The organism is Nocardioides baekrokdamisoli (genome assembly GCF_003945325.1).
GTDB classification, from domain to species: Bacteria; Actinomycetota; Actinomycetes; order Propionibacteriales; family Nocardioidaceae; genus Nocardioides; species Nocardioides baekrokdamisoli.
This window is the reverse complement of sequence record NZ_AP019307.1, coordinates 813651-830779: the sequence shown is the minus strand read 5'-3', so window position 1 is coordinate 830779 and position 17129 is coordinate 813651. Positions and strand designations below refer to the sequence as shown.

18 protein-coding genes are annotated in these 17129 nt (G+C 67.4%); 12 read left to right on the top strand and 6 right to left on the bottom strand.

Annotated features, from left to right (window positions below):
• The gene (locus tag KCTC_RS03975; RefSeq protein WP_231998828.1) at window positions 1-417 is read right to left on the bottom strand and encodes a metallopeptidase family protein; all 417 of its coding nucleotides are present in this window, start codon (window positions 415-417) and stop codon (window positions 1-3) included.
• Between the two features lie 49 nt (window positions 418-466).
• Between KCTC_RS03975 and KCTC_RS03970 the strand changes: the two genes are divergently transcribed.
• The 12 genes from KCTC_RS03970 (at window position 467) to secA (ending at window position 13081) form a co-directional block, all read left to right on the top strand.
• Window positions 467-823, top strand: a complete 357-nt coding sequence (locus tag KCTC_RS03970) for a DUF3499 domain-containing protein (protein ID WP_125566967.1) — start codon at window positions 467-469, stop codon at window positions 821-823.
• Window positions 824-934: 111 nt separating this feature from the next.
• Window positions 935-2326, top strand: coding sequence for a phosphomannomutase/phosphoglucomutase (locus KCTC_RS03965; RefSeq protein ID WP_125566965.1), 1392 nt, complete (start codon window positions 935-937; stop codon window positions 2324-2326).
• Entirely contained in the window at window positions 2326-2523 is a 198-nt protein-coding gene (locus KCTC_RS03960; RefSeq protein WP_125566963.1) for a Trm112 family protein, read from the top strand. The genes KCTC_RS03965 and KCTC_RS03960 overlap by 1 nt, the downstream gene beginning before the upstream one ends.
• 10 nt (window positions 2524-2533) lie before the next feature.
• Complete coding sequence (locus tag KCTC_RS03955; RefSeq protein ID WP_125566961.1) at window positions 2534-3553, top strand: SIS domain-containing protein; 1020 nt, start codon at window positions 2534-2536, stop codon at window positions 3551-3553.
• Window positions 3554-3607: 54 nt separating this feature from the next.
• A complete protein-coding gene (locus tag KCTC_RS15135) occupies window positions 3608-3742 on the top strand; it encodes a hypothetical protein (protein ID WP_269461442.1) in 135 nt (44 codons plus the stop codon).
• Window positions 3743-3764: 22 nt separating this feature from the next.
• Complete coding sequence (locus KCTC_RS03950) at window positions 3765-4853, top strand: ABC transporter permease (protein WP_125566959.1); 1089 nt, start codon at window positions 3765-3767, stop codon at window positions 4851-4853.
• A 275-nt stretch (window positions 4854-5128) separates the two neighbouring features.
• Window positions 5129-6568 (top strand): adenosylhomocysteinase, encoded by a 1440-nt coding sequence (gene ahcY, locus KCTC_RS03945; protein ID WP_125566957.1) that lies wholly within the window; start codon window positions 5129-5131, stop codon window positions 6566-6568.
• A 98-nt stretch (window positions 6569-6666) separates the two neighbouring features.
• Window positions 6667-7395, top strand: coding sequence for a ComF family protein (locus KCTC_RS03940; RefSeq protein WP_125566955.1), 729 nt, complete (start codon window positions 6667-6669; stop codon window positions 7393-7395).
• A 117-nt stretch (window positions 7396-7512) separates the two neighbouring features.
• Window positions 7513-8133, top strand: coding sequence for a ribosome hibernation-promoting factor, HPF/YfiA family (gene hpf, locus KCTC_RS03935; RefSeq protein WP_125566953.1), 621 nt, complete (start codon window positions 7513-7515; stop codon window positions 8131-8133).
• A gap of 76 nt (window positions 8134-8209) precedes the next feature.
• Window positions 8210-8827 (top strand): LuxR C-terminal-related transcriptional regulator, encoded by a 618-nt coding sequence (locus KCTC_RS03930; protein WP_164512473.1) that lies wholly within the window; start codon window positions 8210-8212, stop codon window positions 8825-8827.
• Between the two features lie 10 nt (window positions 8828-8837).
• Window positions 8838-10046 (top strand): winged helix-turn-helix domain-containing protein, encoded by a 1209-nt coding sequence (locus KCTC_RS03925; RefSeq protein WP_231998827.1) that lies wholly within the window; start codon window positions 8838-8840, stop codon window positions 10044-10046.
• 56 nt (window positions 10047-10102) lie between these two features.
• On the top strand, window positions 10103-13081 hold the full coding sequence (gene secA, locus KCTC_RS03920; protein WP_125566949.1) for a preprotein translocase subunit SecA: 2979 nt from the start codon (window positions 10103-10105) through the stop codon (window positions 13079-13081).
• Here the strand turns inward: secA and KCTC_RS03915 are convergent.
• The 5 genes from KCTC_RS03915 to KCTC_RS03895 form a co-directional block, all read right to left on the bottom strand.
• Window positions 13047-13559: an Rv3235 family protein gene (locus KCTC_RS03915; protein ID WP_125566947.1), complete on the bottom strand. Its 513-nt coding sequence runs from the start codon at window positions 13557-13559 to the stop codon at window positions 13047-13049. The two genes, secA and KCTC_RS03915, sit on opposite strands and share 35 nt — an antisense overlap.
• Before the next feature lie 95 nt (window positions 13560-13654).
• Complete coding sequence (locus tag KCTC_RS03910; protein ID WP_125566945.1) at window positions 13655-13990, bottom strand: sec-independent translocase; 336 nt, start codon at window positions 13988-13990, stop codon at window positions 13655-13657.
• Window positions 13991-14028: 38 nt separating this feature from the next.
• The gene (locus tag KCTC_RS03905; protein WP_125566943.1) at window positions 14029-15174 is read right to left on the bottom strand and encodes an Mrp/NBP35 family ATP-binding protein; all 1146 of its coding nucleotides are present in this window, start codon (window positions 15172-15174) and stop codon (window positions 14029-14031) included.
• 10 nt (window positions 15175-15184) lie between these two features.
• Window positions 15185-15721, bottom strand: coding sequence for a DUF1003 domain-containing protein (locus KCTC_RS03900; protein WP_125566941.1), 537 nt, complete (start codon window positions 15719-15721; stop codon window positions 15185-15187).
• Window positions 15718-16992: a magnesium transporter MgtE N-terminal domain-containing protein gene (locus KCTC_RS03895; protein WP_125566939.1), complete on the bottom strand. Its 1275-nt coding sequence runs from the start codon at window positions 16990-16992 to the stop codon at window positions 15718-15720. Before KCTC_RS03895 ends, KCTC_RS03900 begins: the two co-directional genes overlap by 4 nt.
• Window positions 16993-17129 lie beyond the last annotated feature (137 nt).

Below are 17129 nucleotides of genomic sequence, written 5' to 3'. Positions count from 1 at the left end.
CTAGAGGTCGGACTGGTAGTTCGGGTGCACCTCGTGAGGATCCACACCGAGCAATTCGGCGACCTGCTCGCAGGCCACCATCAGGACCAGTTCCTCCACGTCGTCACCTGAGGAGCACCGGTGCTCGATCGGGCGACGGTAGAAGATCAACCGCGTCGGCCGTGCTCCGCTGCCCCGGACGAGCGCGGCCAGCGGGACCGCGTCGGTCCAGCCGTCGTTGACCGGTGGGACGTCCTCGACTGCGTACTCGACCAACCCGAGTCGCTGGGACCAGCGCCGGTCGAGATCGCGCACGATGCGCAGTGTGATGGCGTCGAACCGCTGCCGGGACGTACGCGGCCGCGCAGGGGGCACGGGGGAGTCGAACGCGATCGGTCCGCGCAACCCACGGCCGTGCCGATCCCGCGTGATACTCACATCCGCGAGCCTAGCCGCGACGCGCGTCCCTGCGAGGTACGGTCGACCCATGGTCCCGTCGCGCCGCTGTTCACGCTCCGCGTGCGGCCGCGCGGCGGCGTGCACGTTGACCTATGTGTATGCCGACCAGCAGGTCGTGGTCGGGCCGCTGTCGCTCCGGCCCGAGCCGCATGCGTACGACCTCTGTGAGTTCCACACCGAGCGCCTCAGCGCGCCGCGAGGATGGTCGGTGCTCCGACTGGCGCGCGAGGCCGTTGCTGCCGGTCCGTCCGACGCCGATCTGCTCGCACTCGCCGACGCGGTACGCGAGGCGGCTCGCCCGACTGAGCGGCCGATGCCGCCAGCAGAGGTCGGCCAGAGGGAAGTGCAGCGCCGAGGTCATCTGCGAGTTCTCGCGACAGATTGATCGTCCATCCCGAGGCCTAGCGCGTGCGACTGCAAGGCGCCGGAGGGAAGCGGGCCTCGAGGGCCCGCGACCGAAGAGCAACGCTGCAGGCGCTCCGCTAGGGTTCGGGGCATGGCTGAGCCCGTGATTGATGCTTCCAAGATCAACGCTGCTTTCAAGGCGTACGACGTCCGCGGCACCGTCCCGGACCAGATCGACGAGGACGTTGCGTACGCCGTGGGCCGCGCGTTCGCGCAGGTCGTCGCACTCGCCGACAAGTCCGAAGCAGTGGTCGTCGGACACGACATGCGCCCGTCCTCGCCCGGCATGGCCGCGGCGTTCGCGAAGGGCGTCAACGAGTACGGCGTCAACGTCGTGATGATCGGTCTGGCGTCGACCGACCAGACCTACTTCGCCAGCGGACACCTCGGTCTGCCGGGTGCGATGTTCACCGCGAGCCACAACCCGGCGCAGTACAACGGCATCAAGATGTGCCGTGCGTACGCGGTCCCGGTCGGCCTCGAGAGCGGTCTGGCTGACATCCGTGACATGGTGATCGCCAACGCGCCGGCACCGACGGGCGTGACGCTCGGCAGCGTGAGCGAACAGGACGTGCTCGGTGCGTACGCCGCCCACCTGCTCAAGCTCTCGCCGATCACCGGTCGCAAGCTCAAGGTCGTCGCCGACGCGGGCAACGGCATGGCTGGCCACACCGCACCCGAGGTCTTCGGTCGGATCGCCGACGTGGTGGACCTGATCCCGATGTACTTCGAGCTGGACGGCACGTTCCCGAACCACGAGGCCAACCCGATCGATGAGGAGACGCTCACCGACCTCAAGGCGCGGGTCCTGAGCGAGAAAGCCGACATCGGTCTGGCCTTCGACGGCGACGCCGACCGGTGCTTCCTGGTCGACGAAAAGGGTCGTGCGGTCACTCCGTCGACGCTGACCGCCCTGATCGCCGCGCGCGAACTGGTCAAGGAGCCGGGCGCGAAGATCATCCACAACCTCATCACCTCGCGCGCGGTCCCCGAGATCATCGCCGAGAACGGCGGCACTCCGGTGCGTACGCGTGTGGGCCACTCGTTCATCAAGGCGACGATGGCCGAGACGAACGCGGTCTTCGGCGGCGAGCACAGCGGCCACTTCTACTTCCGCGAGTTCTGGCGTGCGGACTCAGGCATGCTCGCAGCGTTGTACGCCCTCGCGGCGCTCGCTGAGTCGGACGCCACGCTCAGCGAGGTCCTGGCGCCGTACGACCGCTACCCGCACTCGGGGGAGATCAACACCACGGTCGCCGATCAGGGCGCGGTTCTCGATGAGTTGCGAGCGACCTACGGTGCCGCCGACGGCGTCACCACGGATGAGCTCGACGGCCTGTCGGTCACCCACGCGGACTGGACCCTCAACGTACGCGCCTCCAACACCGAACCACTCCTGCGTCTCAATGCCGAGGGCAAGGACCAGGCCACCATGGAGCGGGCCCGCGATGCGGCCCTGGCGATCATCCGCAGGGGTCTGTGATGTCAGAAGCAGGTAGGGGCGCGCTCGGTCTGGACAAGGTGCTGCTGTCGATCATCGTCTGCCCGCAGTGCCACGGAGCGCTGCGCGCCGACGAGGCCGCCTCCGAGCTCGTCTGCGAGGGCGAGTGCGGCCTCGCGTACCCGGTGAAGGACGGCATCCCGGTGCTGTTGGTGGACGAGGCGCGGAAGCCCGAGTAGAACCAGCAGCATGACCTTCTTCGACGAATCCCGGCTCGACGACGAGGTCATTCTGGCTGCCGCCGATGTGCGACTCCGTGCGCTGGCCGAGTCGGGCGCTCGGGTACGTCGTGCAGCGCTGGCCGAACGCGAGACCGGTCGCCTGGACGGCTCGCCACGAGCGGTGGTCGCTGCCGGCCCAGACTCACGACTCCTGCGGGCGGTGCTCGAACCGACCTGCCCGGTCCCGTTCGTTGCCTGGGCCAATGCCGGTCTGCCCGGCTGGGTCGGAGCACTGGACCTGGTCGTCGTCCTGGCCCCCGGTGGCGAGGACCCTCAGACAGCGAGCGCGGTCGCGGAGGCGGTACGCCGCGGTGCTCACGTCCTGGTCGCGACGCGCGCCGGGTCGCTGGTCGCCCAGCACGCGGTCGGTCGCGACACCACGCTGCTCGAGGTGGACACGCATGACCAGTTGGCCCTCGCGGTCCTCGCCCTCAACGTGCTCGGAGCGTACGGTCTGGGCCCGGTCACCGAGCCGGAAGATGTCGCCGTCGCGCTGGATGACGTGGCGATCGCCTGCTCGCCCGGCCGCGAACTGACCGTCAACCCGGCGAAGGAACTCGCGATCGCCCATGCCGACACCACCCCCTTGGTGTGGGGCGGGAGCGTTCCTGTCGCGCGTGCGGCGAGGCGGATCGCGGAGTCGTTGCGACGGGCCACCGGGCGTACGGCGCTGGCAGGGAGCGCCGATCAGTTGATCCCGCTGTTGGAACGCGCGCCGTTGCGCGACGTCTTCGCCGATCCCTTCGACGGCGAGGGCGCCGAGGTGCGGCCGAGCCTGGTCGTGCTGGACGAACCGGACCCCGAGCCGATCGTCCTCGACGACCGTCGTCGACTGCTGGAGATCGCGGATGCCCGCGGCGTACGCGTCGACATCGTGTCGCTTCCGGAGGCCGCCGCCAGCAGGACGTCGCTGGCGCACTATGCCGCGCTGGTGCTGCAGGGTGCCTACGTCGCCGAATACCTCGGTCTCGGATTGGTGGAGGGCTGAGCGGACGCACAGGTTCCACGCGTACCGTGGCAGCGGTCAATCGGAAGGAAGACTGTGAAGATCGAACGTGGCTGGCTCATCGTCATCGGGACGCTGATCGTGTTCGGGATCCTCGGCGCGGTCGACTTCATCCACAAGGACACGGCCCCGCCGCCGACGCCTGACCCCTCGCTCAACATGACCCACTGAGGTTTGTCGCTACCGTGCTCACATGAGCACGCCACGTCGCCGTATCTCGAGCCTCGGCCTTGCCATCGTCCTCGCCGGCGCGCTGATCCAGCTGGTCCTCGGCGTCTACTACTTGGCGATGGCACATGCCCCGCACCCGCATCACCTGCCGGTCGGGATCGTCGCGCCGGCGTCGCAGAGGGCGGCGATCGTCCCCTCGCTCGAGGCAGGCGGTTCCTTCGACGTCCACGTGTACGCCTCCGCGAAGGGGCTCACGTCGGCGATCCAGGAGCGCAAGGCGTACGGCGGCGTCGTGCTGGACCAGAAGGGCGCCACCTTGTACGTCGCCTCCGCCGCATCGCCCGCGGTCTCCAACTTGTTGAAGAACCTCTACGTCCAGGAGTACGACCGCCGGCTCGCTGCGTCCGTCGCGAAGGCGACAGCAGGTGGTCGGCCGGTGCCGGCGACGACGGTGACAGCTCTCACGAAGCCGCCGAAGATCGTCGATCTGGTCGCGCTCCCGGCCGACGACAGTGCCGGCAGCTCCTTGGGATTCATGATCCAGGCGCTCAGCCTGGGTGCCTCGATCGCCTCGATGGCACTGGGTCAGCTCGGCCGCAGGACGAGCCGGTCACTGCAACGCGGGCTCGGACACGCGGCCCTGCTGGTGATCTACGCCGCGCTCTCGGCCGGAGTGGCGCTGCTCGCAATGTCCGCCTTCGGAGTCGGCCGGAGTGCTGATCACGGTGGTCTGTTCCTGGCGTACGGCCTTGTCTCGTTGGCGATCACCGCCTCCACGGCAGCTGCAGTGTCCCTCGTGGGGCGTGCCGGTGCCCTGGTGGGTGGTCTCTACTTCACCCTCGGCCTGATCATCTCCGGGTCCTCGATCGCCCCCGAGATGTTGCCGCGGGCCGGCCGCGTGGTGGGTCAACTCCTGCCGCCGGGCGCCGGGGCCTCGTTCGTTCGCGACCGACTCTATTTTTCCGGTGCTTCCGACACCACCGAGCTCATCGTGCTGTCGGCTTTTGCCGGCGTCGGCCTCCTCATCGTCATCATCTGCAACCTGCGAGGTGGGCTGGCTGCGTCGGCAGAGCCCGCTGGGGGCGCGCACTCCGCGCGGGAAGTTCCGTGAGCCGCATCTCAGGTGCAATCTGAGTCCACCGATTCGCGCCTGCGGCGCATCGCCGCCCGGGCGCTTCGGCTTCGTTGTCGCGCCTTGACGGGCCGCCGGCCCGCCTTCGGAGCTCCGCCTCGCCGACCCACCCGTCCGACGACGCTCGCGACGGCGTGAATCGGCGGACTCAGGTTAGGCTGAACCGGTCAGCGCGGGAGATCCCGACAGCGTGCAGATGCGCGGCGCTTGACGGACCATGCTGTTGATCAGCAGTTGTTTCTAGGAGAAACACGATGGACTACAAGGTCGCAGACCTTTCCCTGGCCGAGTTCGGCCGCAAGGAGCTCACCCTCGCCGAGCACGAGATGCCCGGCCTGATGGAGATGCGCCGTCGCTACGGCAAGGACAAGCCGCTCAAGGGCGCACGCATCGCCGGCTCGCTGCACATGACGATCCAGACCGGTGTCCTCATCGAGACGCTCACGGCACTGGGTGCCGACGTCCGCTGGGCCACCTGCAACATCTTCTCGACCCAGGACCACGCGGCGGCTGCCGTCGTGGTCGGCAACGGCACGGTCGACGCGCCGGCCGGCACCCCGGTGTTTGCCTGGAAGGGCGAGACCCTCGCGGAGTACTGGGACGAGGCCGAGAAGGTCTTCCAGTTCAAGGACGTTGACGGCAACGCCATCGGCCCGAACATGATCCTCGACGACGGTGGCGACATCACGCTGCTGGTCCACAAGGGCACCGAGTTCGAGAAGGCCGGCGCGGTTCCCGGTCAGGACTCGACCGACAACGAGGAGTACAAGGAGGTCCTCCGGGTCCTCGCGCGCTCGCTCGACAACGACCCGACGTACTGGACCAACGTCGGCGCTGGCATCAAGGGTGTCACCGAGGAGACCACGACCGGTGTCCTGCGTCTGTACGACCGGTTCAAGGAAGGCTCGCTGCTCTGGCCGGCCATCAACGTCAACGACTCGGTCACCAAGTCCAAGTTCGACAACAAGTACGGCTGCCGCCACTCGCTCATCGACGGCATCAACCGTGGCACCGACGTCATGATCGCCGGCAAGACTGCCGTCATCTGTGGCTACGGCGACGTCGGCAAGGGCTCGGCTGAGTCCCTGCGTGGCCAGGGCGCTCGCGTGATCATCACCGAGATCGACCCGATCTGCGCCCTGCAGGCGGCCATGGACGGCTACGAGGTCAAGCGCCTCGAGTCGGTCGTCGACTTCGCCGATATCTTCATCACCACGACGGGCAACTTCGACATCATTCGTGTCGAGCACTTCGAGCGGATGAAGCACCAGGCGATCGTCGGCAACATCGGTCACTTCGACAACGAGATCGACATGGCCGGTCTGGCCAAGATCCCGGGCATCGTCAAGGACGAGATCAAGCCGCAGGTCCACCAGTGGATCTTCCCGGACGGCAAGAAGGTCATCGTGCTGTCCGAGGGTCGTCTGCTGAACCTCGGCAACGCGACCGGCCACCCGTCGTTCGTGATGTCCAACTCGTTCACCAACCAGGTGCTCGCCCAGATCGAGATCTACACCAAGCTCGACGAGTACCCGATCGGTGTGTACGTGCTTCCGAAGCACCTCGACGAAGAGGTCGCCCGCCTGCACCTCGACGCCATCGGTGTCGAGTTGACCGTGCTCAACCAGGCTCAGGCCGACTACCTCGGCGTGCCGGTCGAAGGCCCGTACAAGTCTGACTTGTACCGGTACTGATCGCGTACCGACGCCGGGTCTGACCGGCGGTTGTCCACAGCGGGCTGGAGAGACACTGTTCTCCCCAGCCCGCTGTGGCGTTTCTTGCGACCTGACGCGTGCTGCGTTGCGATGCGTACGTGCTGCTCGACTCGTGCCTGGACCTGCTGTGGGGGAGCGCGTGCGTCCATTGCGGTCGCGCGGGCCGCGTGCTGTGTCGCGAGTGTTCGGAGGCGCTCGCGCCGGTGCCGGCTGAACACTGGCCCTCACCAGTTCCGGCAGGGTTGGTCCGACCGATCGCCTCGGCCGCGTACGAAGGCTTGATCCGGGACGTGGTCCTCGCGACCAAGGAGCGGCGCCAGCATCAGCTGGTGTCCGTTCTGGCTGCCTATGTCGCGGCAGCGGCTGCGGCTCATCAAGGGGCCAGACCGGTCGTCCTCGTCCCCGTCCCCTCCCGGGCGGTGACCGTCAGCGAACGCGGCCTCGACACCACGGCTGCGGCCGCTCGCCGCGCCGCCGGTCTGTTGCGCCGCGCGGGCCTGCCAGCCTCGTACGCACCGCTGCTGACCCTGCGCGGAGGAGTTGCCGATCAGGCGGGACTCACCGCTGTGCAACGCGCCGCGAACCTCGATCGAGCCTTCACCTGTCCCGCGCATCGTGTGCGTGCGCTGGCCGCTCGCCTGCCAGCGGCGCATGTCCTGATCTGCGATGACGTGATCACTACGGGGGCCACTGCGCGGGAAGCGCAGCGTGCCTTGGAGGCTGTCGGGATGCCGGTGAAGGGGATCGCCGCGATCGCCGCCACGCAGAAACGGAAAACCCTTGGTTTGCCTTGTCTGGGGGTCTAACGTCGATTCATGGAGACCCGGTCGATGCGAGGCCCCGCCGGAACGGCGGCCCCCGGCCGAGGACACGAAGCCACCGCCGAAGAACTTATGCAGTTCCCTCACGATGGAGGTCACCTCATGGAGATTGTGGTTACGGCTCGCAATTGCGATGTCTCGGACCGGTACCGCGAGCACGTCAAGGACAAGCTCGCCCGCTTGGAAAAACACGATCATCACCTGATCCGTGTCCAGGTCGAAGTCGATGCCGAACCGAATCCGCGGCAGCATCGCGGCGCAGTGCACGTAGAGCTCACCGCATTCTCACGAGGACCGGTCATTCGCGCCGAGGCCAGCGCCGAGGACAAGATGGCCGCACTGGATCTGGCGCTGGACAAGATGACCGGCCAGATGCGTCGCGCGGCTGACCGCAAGCGCGTCCACCGTGGACGACGTACCCCGATCTCCGTCGCTGCCGCGACGGCGTCGATCCCCGCCCCCGCCGCCCCGGCAGACGCCGAGATGGACGCCCCGATCGAGCGCCAGGTCGGCCCCATCACGGTGCTCGGTGACGGCCCGATGGTGGTGCGGGAGAAGGTCCACCACACCATCCCGATGACGCTTGATTCGGCGCTATACGAGATGGAGTTGGTGGGACACGACTTCTTCTTGTTCGTGGACAAGGAGACTGAACGCCCGTCGGTCGTTTACCGTCGGCGTGGATACGACTACGGTGTGATCGCACTGGAGGCGGAACACTAGGACTACAGCAGGACGAAAGGGGCGGTCGGTGAACTCATCAGCGACCGCCCCTGACGTTCGAATCAGGGTCCTTGTCGTGGACCCGCAGGAGGTCTTTCGCCGGGGCGTACGCGCCATCGTGACCGATGATCCTCGTTTCGAGCTGGTCGGTGAGACCGCACGTGAATCGCAGGCGGCCAGCATGGCCGGCAGTACTGCTGCCGATGTCGTCATCTACGACCCCGGTACGCACTCCGCGCGGGTGTGCGCCGAACTCGCAGCCCTCTCGCCGACGCCGCGCATGCTCGTCCTGACCACGAAGTCCTCCCAGGAGGACCTGTATTCGATGATCCGCTCCGGCGCCACCGGCTATCTGCTGAAGGACTGCACCTCGGCGGACCTGCTCGGTGCCATTGCGCTGGTGGCCGACGGCCAGACGATCGTCGCCCCACGTCTCGCGGCGGCGCTGGTGGCCGACCTCAACCAGGACACGGGTCGCCAGGCCGACCGTTCGGGTCTCACGGATCGTGAACTCGAAGTCCTGGCCGAGGTGGCACGCGGACTCACCAACCGCGACATCGCCCGCGAACTCAAGGTTGCCGAGAACACGGTCAAGAACCACGTCCGCAACATCCTCGACAAGCTCGGGCTCCGGTCCCGTGTCGAGGCGACCCTGTACGCCATCAAGGCTGGTCTCGTCGATCCGAAGCGCTAGTCCAGATGCCGTGAGGCTCGACTCGCTGTCCCTTCCGCAGGCCCGACGGATCGCGTTGGCCGCCCAAGGTTTCGCCGACCCACCGCACGCACGGGTCACCATGCGTACCTTCCAGCGTGCGCTTGCGCGTACGGGTGTCCTCCAGGTCGACTCGGTCAACGTGCTGCAGCGGGCACATCTGATGCCGCTCTACAGCCGGCTCGGCCCGTACGACACCGGTCTCCTCGCGCGCGCCAGCAGTGGTCCGCAGCGGACCCTGGTCGAGTACTGGGCCCACGTCCAGGCGTACATGCCGGTGGACCTGTGGCCGGTGATGGAGCACCGGCGGGAGTTCTATCGCCGCAAGCAGCACAAGTGGTGGAAGGACGTGCCGCACCACCTCGGGGCCGATCTGATCCGCGAGATCGACGACAGCGGCGCCGCCACGGCTCGCGACCTGACCGCGCGCATCGAGGGCGCCGCGACACCGCGCGTCAAGGAGCACTGGGGCTGGAACTGGTCCCAGGCCCGCATCGCGCTGGACTTCCTCTACATGACCGGCGAGCTCGCCATCGCCGGACGCAACGGGCAGTTCGAGGTGCTGTACGACCTGCCGGAGAGGGTCATTCCGGCAGTCCACCTCGATGCGCCGCATCTGTCGCCGGCTGAGGCGCAGCGGGAGCTGATCCGGCGGGCCGCGATCAGTCACGGTGTTGCCACCGTCCAGGACCTCCGTGACTACTTCCGGTTGCCGCTGCTGAAGGATGCGCAGGCGGCGGTCGATGACCTGGTAGACAGCGGGGAGTTGCAGCCGGTCCAGGTCGAGGGGTGGCGACGGACCGCGTACCTGTATCGCGACGCGAAACAGCCCCGTCGCATCCGGGCCGCGACGCTGCTGAGCCCGTTCGACCCAGTGGTGTGGGAGCGGGACCGCGCGGAGGCGTTGTTTGACTTCTTCTACCGCATCGAGATCTACACGCCGGCTCACAAACGGCAGCACGGCTACTACGTCCTGCCCTTCCTCCTGGACGACGCGATCGTCGCCAGGGTCGACCTCAAGGCGGACCGCCCACGCCGGACGCTGGTGGTGCAGGGTGCGTACGCCGAACCGGGTGCGCCAGCCGAGACCGCTGTGCGCTTGGCGGGGGAGTTGCGGCGACTCGCCGGCTGGCTCGGGCTCCACGACGTGGAGGTGGTCATGAAGGGCGACCTTGCGGCTGCGCTCACCAGCGCTGGGTAGAGTGGGCGCGCTCGCTCCAACGCGTTCTGTCTGCGCAATCAGTGAAAAGGTGCCTTGTGGCCGTCCTCGACAAGATCCTTCGCCTCGGCGAAGGCAAGATCCTTCGCCAGCTGGAAGGCATCTCCGCCACCGTCAATGCCATTGAGGCCGACTTCGTCGCGATGACCGACGAAGAACTGCAGCACATGACCGTGGAGTTCAAGGAGCGGTACGCCAACGGCGAGAGCCTCGACGCCCTGATGCCGGAGGCGTTCGCGACCGTCCGCGAGGCGGCCAAGCGGGTCATCGGCCAGCGCCACTACGACGTCCAGATCATGGGTGGCGCCGCACTGCACCTGGGCAACATCGCCGAGATGAAGACCGGTGAGGGCAAGACGCTCGTCTCCACGCTCCCGGCGTACCTCAACGCGATCGCCGGCAAGGGCGTCCACGTCGTCACCGTCAACGACTACCTCGCCAAGTACCAGTCCGAGATGATGGGGCGCATCCACCACTTCCTCGGCCTCTCGGTCGGTGTCATCACGCCCGACCTCACGCCCGAGCAGCGCCGCGAGGCGTACGCCTGCGACATCACGTACGCCACCAACAACGAACTCGGCTTCGACTACCTGCGTGACAACATGGCCGGCTCCATCGACCAGTGCGTCCAGCGCGGACACTTCTTCTCCGTCGTCGACGAGGTCGACTCGATCCTCATCGACGAGGCGCGTACGCCGCTGATCATCAGCGGACCCACCGAGGACGACGTCAAGTGGTACGACGAGTTCTCCAAGATCGCGGCCCGGATGAAGGGCGTCGACATCACCGGCTGGGGTGAGCCGCAGCGGCGTGAGCACGCTGACGAGATCGCCGCCGCCGACTACGAGGTCGACCACAAGAAGCGGACCGTCGCGGTCCTCGAGAGTGGCATCACCCAGGTCGAGGACCAGCTCGGCATCGAGAACCTCTACGACGCGGTCAACACGCCGCTGATCTCGTTCATGAACAACTCCATCAAGGCCAAGGAGCTGTTCCGCCGCGACAAGGAGTACGTCGTCCAGGACGGCGAGGTCCTGATCGTCGACGAGCACACCGGCCGTCTGCTGGCGGGTCGTCGCTACAACGACGGTCTGCACCAGGCCATCGAGGCCAAAGAGGGCGTGCAGGTCCGCGAGGAGTACCAGACGCTCGCCACCGTCACGCTGCAGAACTACTTCCGGCTCTACGAGAAGTTGTCCGGCATGACCGGTACGGCCATGACCGAGGCGAGCGAGTTCGACAAGATCTACGGCCTCGGAGTCGTCCCGATCCCGACGAACAAGCCGATGGTCCGCGATGACCAGCCCGACCTCGTCTACCGGACCGAGGTCGCGAAGTACGACGCGGTCGTGGACGACATCGCCGAGCGGAACGCCACCGGCCAGCCGGTCCTGGTCGGCACCGTGTCGGTCGAGAAGTCGGAGTACCTCTCGCAGCAGCTGCGGAAGAAGGGCATCCCGCACACCGTCCTGAACGCCAAGTTCCATGCCGACGAGGCGCAGATCGTCGCTCTCGCCGGCCACAAGGGTGCGGTCACCGTCGCCACCAACATGGCTGGTCGAGGCACCGACATCATGCTCGGTGGCTCGACCGAGTTCCTCGCCGACGCGGCCCTGCGCAAGCGTGGCCTGGAGCCCACTGGCGAGACCGCCGACGCGTACGACGCCGCGTGGGAGGAGACACACGAGGCCATCAAGGCCCAGGTCGCCGCCGAGCACGATGAGGTCAAGGCGCTGGGAGGCCTGTACGTCGTCGGCACCGAGCGTCATGAGTCGCGCCGCATCGACAACCAGCTGCGTGGTCGCTCCGGCCGTCAGGGAGACCCGGGCGAGTCCCGCTTCTACCTGTCCCTCCAGGACGACCTGATGCGGCTGTTCAAGTCCGAGTGGGTGGACCGCATCTTGGTGATGCTCAAGGTTCCGGACGACGTCCCGATCGAGCACAAGCGCGTCACCGGCGCCATCGCTTCGGCCCAGGGCCAGGTCGAGGGACAGAACTTCGAGTCCCGCAAGAACATCCTCAAGTACGACGACGTCATGGACCGCCAGCGCAAGGTGATCTACGGCGAGCGTCGCGAGGTTCTGGAAGGTGCTGACCTCGAGGACCAGGTGCGGGCGTTCATCGACCGCGTCGTCGCCGGTGTGGTCACCGCACGCACGCAGGACTTCGCCGAGGAGTGGGACCTGTCGCAGCTGTGGTCCGACCTGCGCCAGCTCTGGCCGGTCGGCATCGCGTACGAGGATCTCGTCGCTGATGCGGGGGAGCAGGCGAACCTGGACCGCTCCGAGATCATCACCGCGCTGCAGGCCGACGCACAGGCTGCGTACGACCGCCGCGAGGAGGAGTACGGCCCGGAGATCACTCGTGACCTCGAGCGCCAGATCGTGCTGTCGGTGCTTGACCGGAAGTGGCGCGAGCACCTGTACGAGATGGACTATCTCCGCGAGGGCATCGGCCTGCGGGCGTACAGCCAGCGTGACCCGCTGGTGGAGTACCAGCGCGAGGGTTATGAGATGTTCTCCGCGCTGATGGACTCGATCGAGGAGGAGACCGTCGGGTTCCTCTTCAACGTCGAGGTCCAGATCGGCCAGCCCGAGGGCGACGTCGAGCACCAGGCTTCTGAACATCATTGGCACGCAGACGGCACGCGCCACGACGGTCCGATGCATGAGGGGGCCTTCGCGGCTCCGCCGTCGGCCGCCGAGGTCGAGGCCGCTCAGGCTCCCGAGTTCCACTTCCACGCCGATGGCACGCGCCACGACGGTCCGATGCACGAGGGTGCCTTCGCCGAGCCGCCGGCAGTGAAGGCTCAGTCGGCGAAGGCCCAGGCCAAGGGTTTCTCCGCCGAGCCGAAGCAGCAGGCTCTGTCGTACTCGGGGCCGTCCGAGGACGGCCAGGCTCAGGTCAAGCAGACCAAGGTCGAGGACCCGTACGCCGGCGTCGGCCGCAACCAGCCGTGCCCGTGCGGCTCAGGCAAGAAGTTCAAGCAGTGTCACGGAGCGCCTGGGGCGCGCTGATCGGGCGCGCCTGTCCGGGCGTCTCGCCGAAGTCGAGGACCGTACAGATCCAGCGATCCTCGGCCTGCTCGAACCGGGCGGCCACCGCCCTGGCGCGAGGGCCCGTCCGTACGGTGATCGCCGCTTCGACGATCCCGTCGGCGCTGGCTGAACTCCGCACGCCGCTCACCCGCGGGCGTACGCGCTGCACCCGGCCGACACCGGGCGTGTAGGCGCCGACTCGGCCGAGGTGTGCCGTCCTGCGCCCGAGCTGCTTGTAGACCTGCGGCGACGTCCACCGCACGGCTTGAGTCAACGGTCGGTCCCCGCCGACGATCTCGACGATCGCCTGCACGACCCGACCGATCCAGACCTCCAGCTCGGTGTGTGGCCCACGTCCGCCGGCCTCGACCGCGATGCTGATCAGCGGCGGAGACGTCCGCGGAACCACTGAAATGTCGAGCGGCTCGTCATCGAGCCATGCTTCGTCCAACCCCATTGCCCACCCCCATGGTTGCCAAGAGTTGCCTTAGAAAATCACAGGTTTCTCGGGCCGGAGCCCGATGTGTCGGGCTTGGGGGAGGCGGGTGTCCGTCAGGTGGCGTCGACGTCGTACGGAGGCACTTCGCCGGTGCTCAACCTGCTCTCGGCGAACTTGGCGGCCTCTTCGGCGGCATCCAATTCGGCCATCGCCTCGGCGAGATGTTTGCGAGCGATGACCCGCGGATCGAGGTCGCGCAGCTCGAGATCGGCGTACGCCGGGCCCAGCTCGGCTCGCAACTCGTCGCGTGCCGAATTCGCGTACGTCCGCAACTGGCGAACGACCCTGCCGGCCTGCCGAGCGACCTCGGGGAGCTTCTCCGGGCCGAAGACCACCATCGCCACGAAGGCAATGATCATCAGCTCGGGGAAGCCGATGCCGAAGAACATGACCGAAGACTAGAGCGTGAGGACGGCGGGTGCGGCGTTCAGAGCTTGTTGGACGGCGTCAGACCGAGCTGCAGTCCAGCGAGTCCACGACCACGTCCCGACAGCTTGTCCGCGATCTGGGTGATCACCGTCGCCGCAACAGCGGTCGGGTCGTTCTCGACGATCGGCTTCCCGACGTCGCCGCCCTCGCGCAAGGTGGTGTCGAGCGGGATCTGGCCCAGGAGCGGGATGGTGGCGCCGAACCGTTCGGACAGGGTCTTCGCGACGCGCTCGCCGCCGCCAGTGCCGAAGACCTCCATCCTGGTGCCGTCAGGAAGGGTCAGCCAGCTCATGTTCTCGATGACGCCGGCCACGCGCTGATGCATCATCTCGGCCATCGTGCCGGCGCGCTCGGCGACCTCCGCCGCAGCTTCCTGCGGGGTCGTGACCACGACGACTTCGGCGTTCGGCAGGTGCTGGCCCAGCGAGATCGCGATGTCACCGGTGCCGGGCGGGAGGTCGAGCAGGAGGACGTCGAGGTCGCCCCAGTAGACGTCCGCGAGCATCTGACGCAGGGCGCGGTCGAGCATCGGTCCACGCCAGGCCACGACCTGGTCGCGCCGCGGCTTGAGCATGCCGATCGAGATGACCGAGACTCCTGAGGCGGTGGGCACCGGCATGATCAGGTCCTCGACCTGGGTCGGACGCGAGTCCGCGATGCCGAGCATCGCCGGGATCGAGTGACCGTAGATGTCCGCGTCGACGATGCCGACCTTGAGTCCCTGCTTGGCGAAGGCCACGGCGAGGTTGACCGTGAGGGAGGACTTGCCGACGCCGCCCTTGCCGGAGGCGATGGCGTACACCTTGGTCAGTGAACCCGGCTGCGCGAACGGGATCTCGCGCTGCGCAGCACCGCCGGTCAGGCCGTTGCGCATCTCGAGGCGCTGCTCGTCGGTCATCACGCCGAGTTCGAGCTTGAAGTCGGTGACGCCGTCGACGCCCTTGACCGCGTTCGTGACGTCGCGGTTGATGGTGTCCTTGAGCGGGCAACCGGCGACCGTCAGCAACACCGTGACGCTGACCTCGCCGGATTCGCTGACCGCAAGGTCCTGCACCATGCCCAGATCGGTGATCGGGCGCTTGATCTCGGGGTCGTTCACGGTCGCCAGGGCAGCCTGGACACGCTCAAGAAGGGGGGAGCTCACGATCCCCAGCCTACTTCGAAGGAGAGGGGTCCTCACTCACGGTCTCGACCACGCCCGCAGAGGCCGTCGGAGTGCGCTCCTCGAGGTCCTCCAGCAACCCCCGAAGCTCGGAGCGTACGAAGTCGCGGGTGGCCACTTCGCGCAACGCCATCCGGAGGGAGGCGATCTCGCGGGAGAGGAATTCCATGTCGGCCTGAGCCTGCGCGTTGACGCGCCGATCCTGTTCGGCGATCACTCGGTCACGGGCCTCCTGGCGGTTCTGGGCCAACAGGATCAGGGGGGCCGCGTACGAGGCCTGCAGGGAGAGCACCAGCGTGAGGAAGGTGAAGGAGTACGGGTCGAAGTGCTCGCTCTTGGGCAGCAGCGTGTTCCACACGACGTACACGAGCACAAAGAGCGTCATCCAGAGCAGGAAGCTGGCCGTACCCATGTAGCGGGCGAAGTCCTCGGAGAACTTGCCGAAGAAGTCGGGTGCGATCGTCGGAGCCCGCATCACCTTGCGGCGCAGGTCGCGGGGAGCGTCGAGGCGTGCACGTGCCTTGGTCATCGCGCCTCCCGTCCAGCCTGATCCCGTACCGCCATCGCCTGGTCACGCCAGTTCTCCGGAAGCAGGTGGTCCAGGAGGTCGTCGACGGTGACCGCGCCGACGAGATGACCTTCCTCGTCCACGACGGCGGCTGCAACCAAGTTGTAGGTCGCCAGGTGTGCGGAGACGACGTCGATCGAGTCGCTCGGGCGCAGCGGGTCCGTCGATGTGTCGATCGCCCCGGCGACCAGGGAGGACGGTGGCTCCCGGAGCAGACGCTGGATGTGCGCCATGCCCAGGAACTTGCCGGTCGGTGCCTCGAGCGGAGGACGGCAGACGTACACGGCAGCGGCCTGGGCGGGGGTCAGGTCGGGGTTGCGTACGTGCGCGAGCGCGTCGGCGACGGTGGCGTCCGGTCCGAGGATCACCGGCTCCGGCGTCATCATGGCGCCGGCGGTGTTCTCGGCGTAAGACATCAGGCGTCGCACGTCCTCGGCCTCGTCGGGCTCCATCAGTTCCAGGAGCGCCGCGGCCTTCTCGGGCGGTAGGTCGGCGATGAGGTCGGCAGCGTCGTCCGGCGACATCTCCTCGAGCACGTCGGCCGCTCGCTCGGAGTCGAGCTGAGCGAGGATCTCGACCTGGTCGTCCTCGGGGAGCTCTTCCAGGACCTCGGCCAGGGTCTCGTCGTCGAGGGCGGCTGCGACCTGCTGGCGTCGCTCGGCCGGCAACTCGGCGAGCAGCGAGGCGGCGTCCGCGGGCTTCATCTCGGCGATCGTGTGCAGCAGGTGCGTGGTGCCCTGGGTCGGGGAGTCGACTCCGGTCAAGCCGACGACATCGGTCCAGGACACCACGTGCGACTGGCCTCGACGGCGAAGGCCCTTGGAGCCCTCCTGGATGGCGACTCGGCTGAGCACCCAGTCGCGGGTACGCGCCTGCTCCATCGCGACGTCGTACACCGCACCCGTCGTCTCGGTGCCACGGATCGAGACCTGGGCGTCGAACATCTGGCCGATGACCAGCTTCTCCGTCGAGCGCTTCTCGAAGCGACGCATGTTGAGCAGGCCGGTGGTGTACACCTGACCGCTGTCGATGCTGGTCACCCGCGTCATGGGCACGAAGATCCGGCGTCGACCGAAGACCTCAGCCACCAGGCCGAAGACGCGCGGAGGAGCTGAGCCGGTACGCATCGAGACGACGACATCGCGCACCTTCGCGACCTGATCGCCTTGCGGGTCAAAGATGGGAAGGCCGATGAGTCGCGCTACGTAGACACGCGTCGGTGTGGTGCTCATTACGCACCTCCTGCCTCGTCCGAACCGTCGGTTGAGTCTAGTGATGCGGTAAGGTCAGACGGCTAGCGGCCCGCGTGAGCACAGACTTTTCTCAGTGCTTCATGCCGTGCCCGCAGGGGGCTGCCGCCCCCAGATTG

Bases quoted from the DNA above. Each gene is read 5' to 3' on its own strand.
- KCTC_RS03915 (WP_125566947.1), bottom strand. From the start codon at position 13,559: ATGGGGTTGGACGAAGCATGGCTCGATGACGAGCCGCTCGACATTTCA.
- KCTC_RS03960 (WP_125566963.1), top strand. From the start codon at position 2,326: ATGTCAGAAGCAGGTAGGGGCGCGCTCGGTCTGGACAAGGTGCTGCTG.
- KCTC_RS03970 (WP_125566967.1), top strand. From the start codon at position 467: ATGGTCCCGTCGCGCCGCTGTTCACGCTCCGCGTGCGGCCGCGCGGCG.
- KCTC_RS03895 (WP_125566939.1), bottom strand. From the start codon at position 16,992: ATGAGCACCACACCGACGCGTGTCTACGTAGCGCGACTCATCGGCCTT.
- KCTC_RS03950 (WP_125566959.1), top strand. From the start codon at position 3,765: ATGAGCACGCCACGTCGCCGTATCTCGAGCCTCGGCCTTGCCATCGTC.
- hpf (WP_125566953.1), top strand. From the start codon at position 7,513: ATGGAGATTGTGGTTACGGCTCGCAATTGCGATGTCTCGGACCGGTAC.
- KCTC_RS03965 (WP_125566965.1), top strand. From the start codon at position 935: ATGGCTGAGCCCGTGATTGATGCTTCCAAGATCAACGCTGCTTTCAAG.
- KCTC_RS03910 (WP_125566945.1), bottom strand. From the start codon at position 13,990: ATGTTCTTCGGCATCGGCTTCCCCGAGCTGATGATCATTGCCTTCGTG.
- ahcY (WP_125566957.1), top strand. From the start codon at position 5,129: ATGGACTACAAGGTCGCAGACCTTTCCCTGGCCGAGTTCGGCCGCAAG.
- KCTC_RS03955 (WP_125566961.1), top strand. From the start codon at position 2,534: ATGACCTTCTTCGACGAATCCCGGCTCGACGACGAGGTCATTCTGGCT.
- KCTC_RS03900 (WP_125566941.1), bottom strand. From the start codon at position 15,721: ATGACCAAGGCACGTGCACGCCTCGACGCTCCCCGCGACCTGCGCCGC.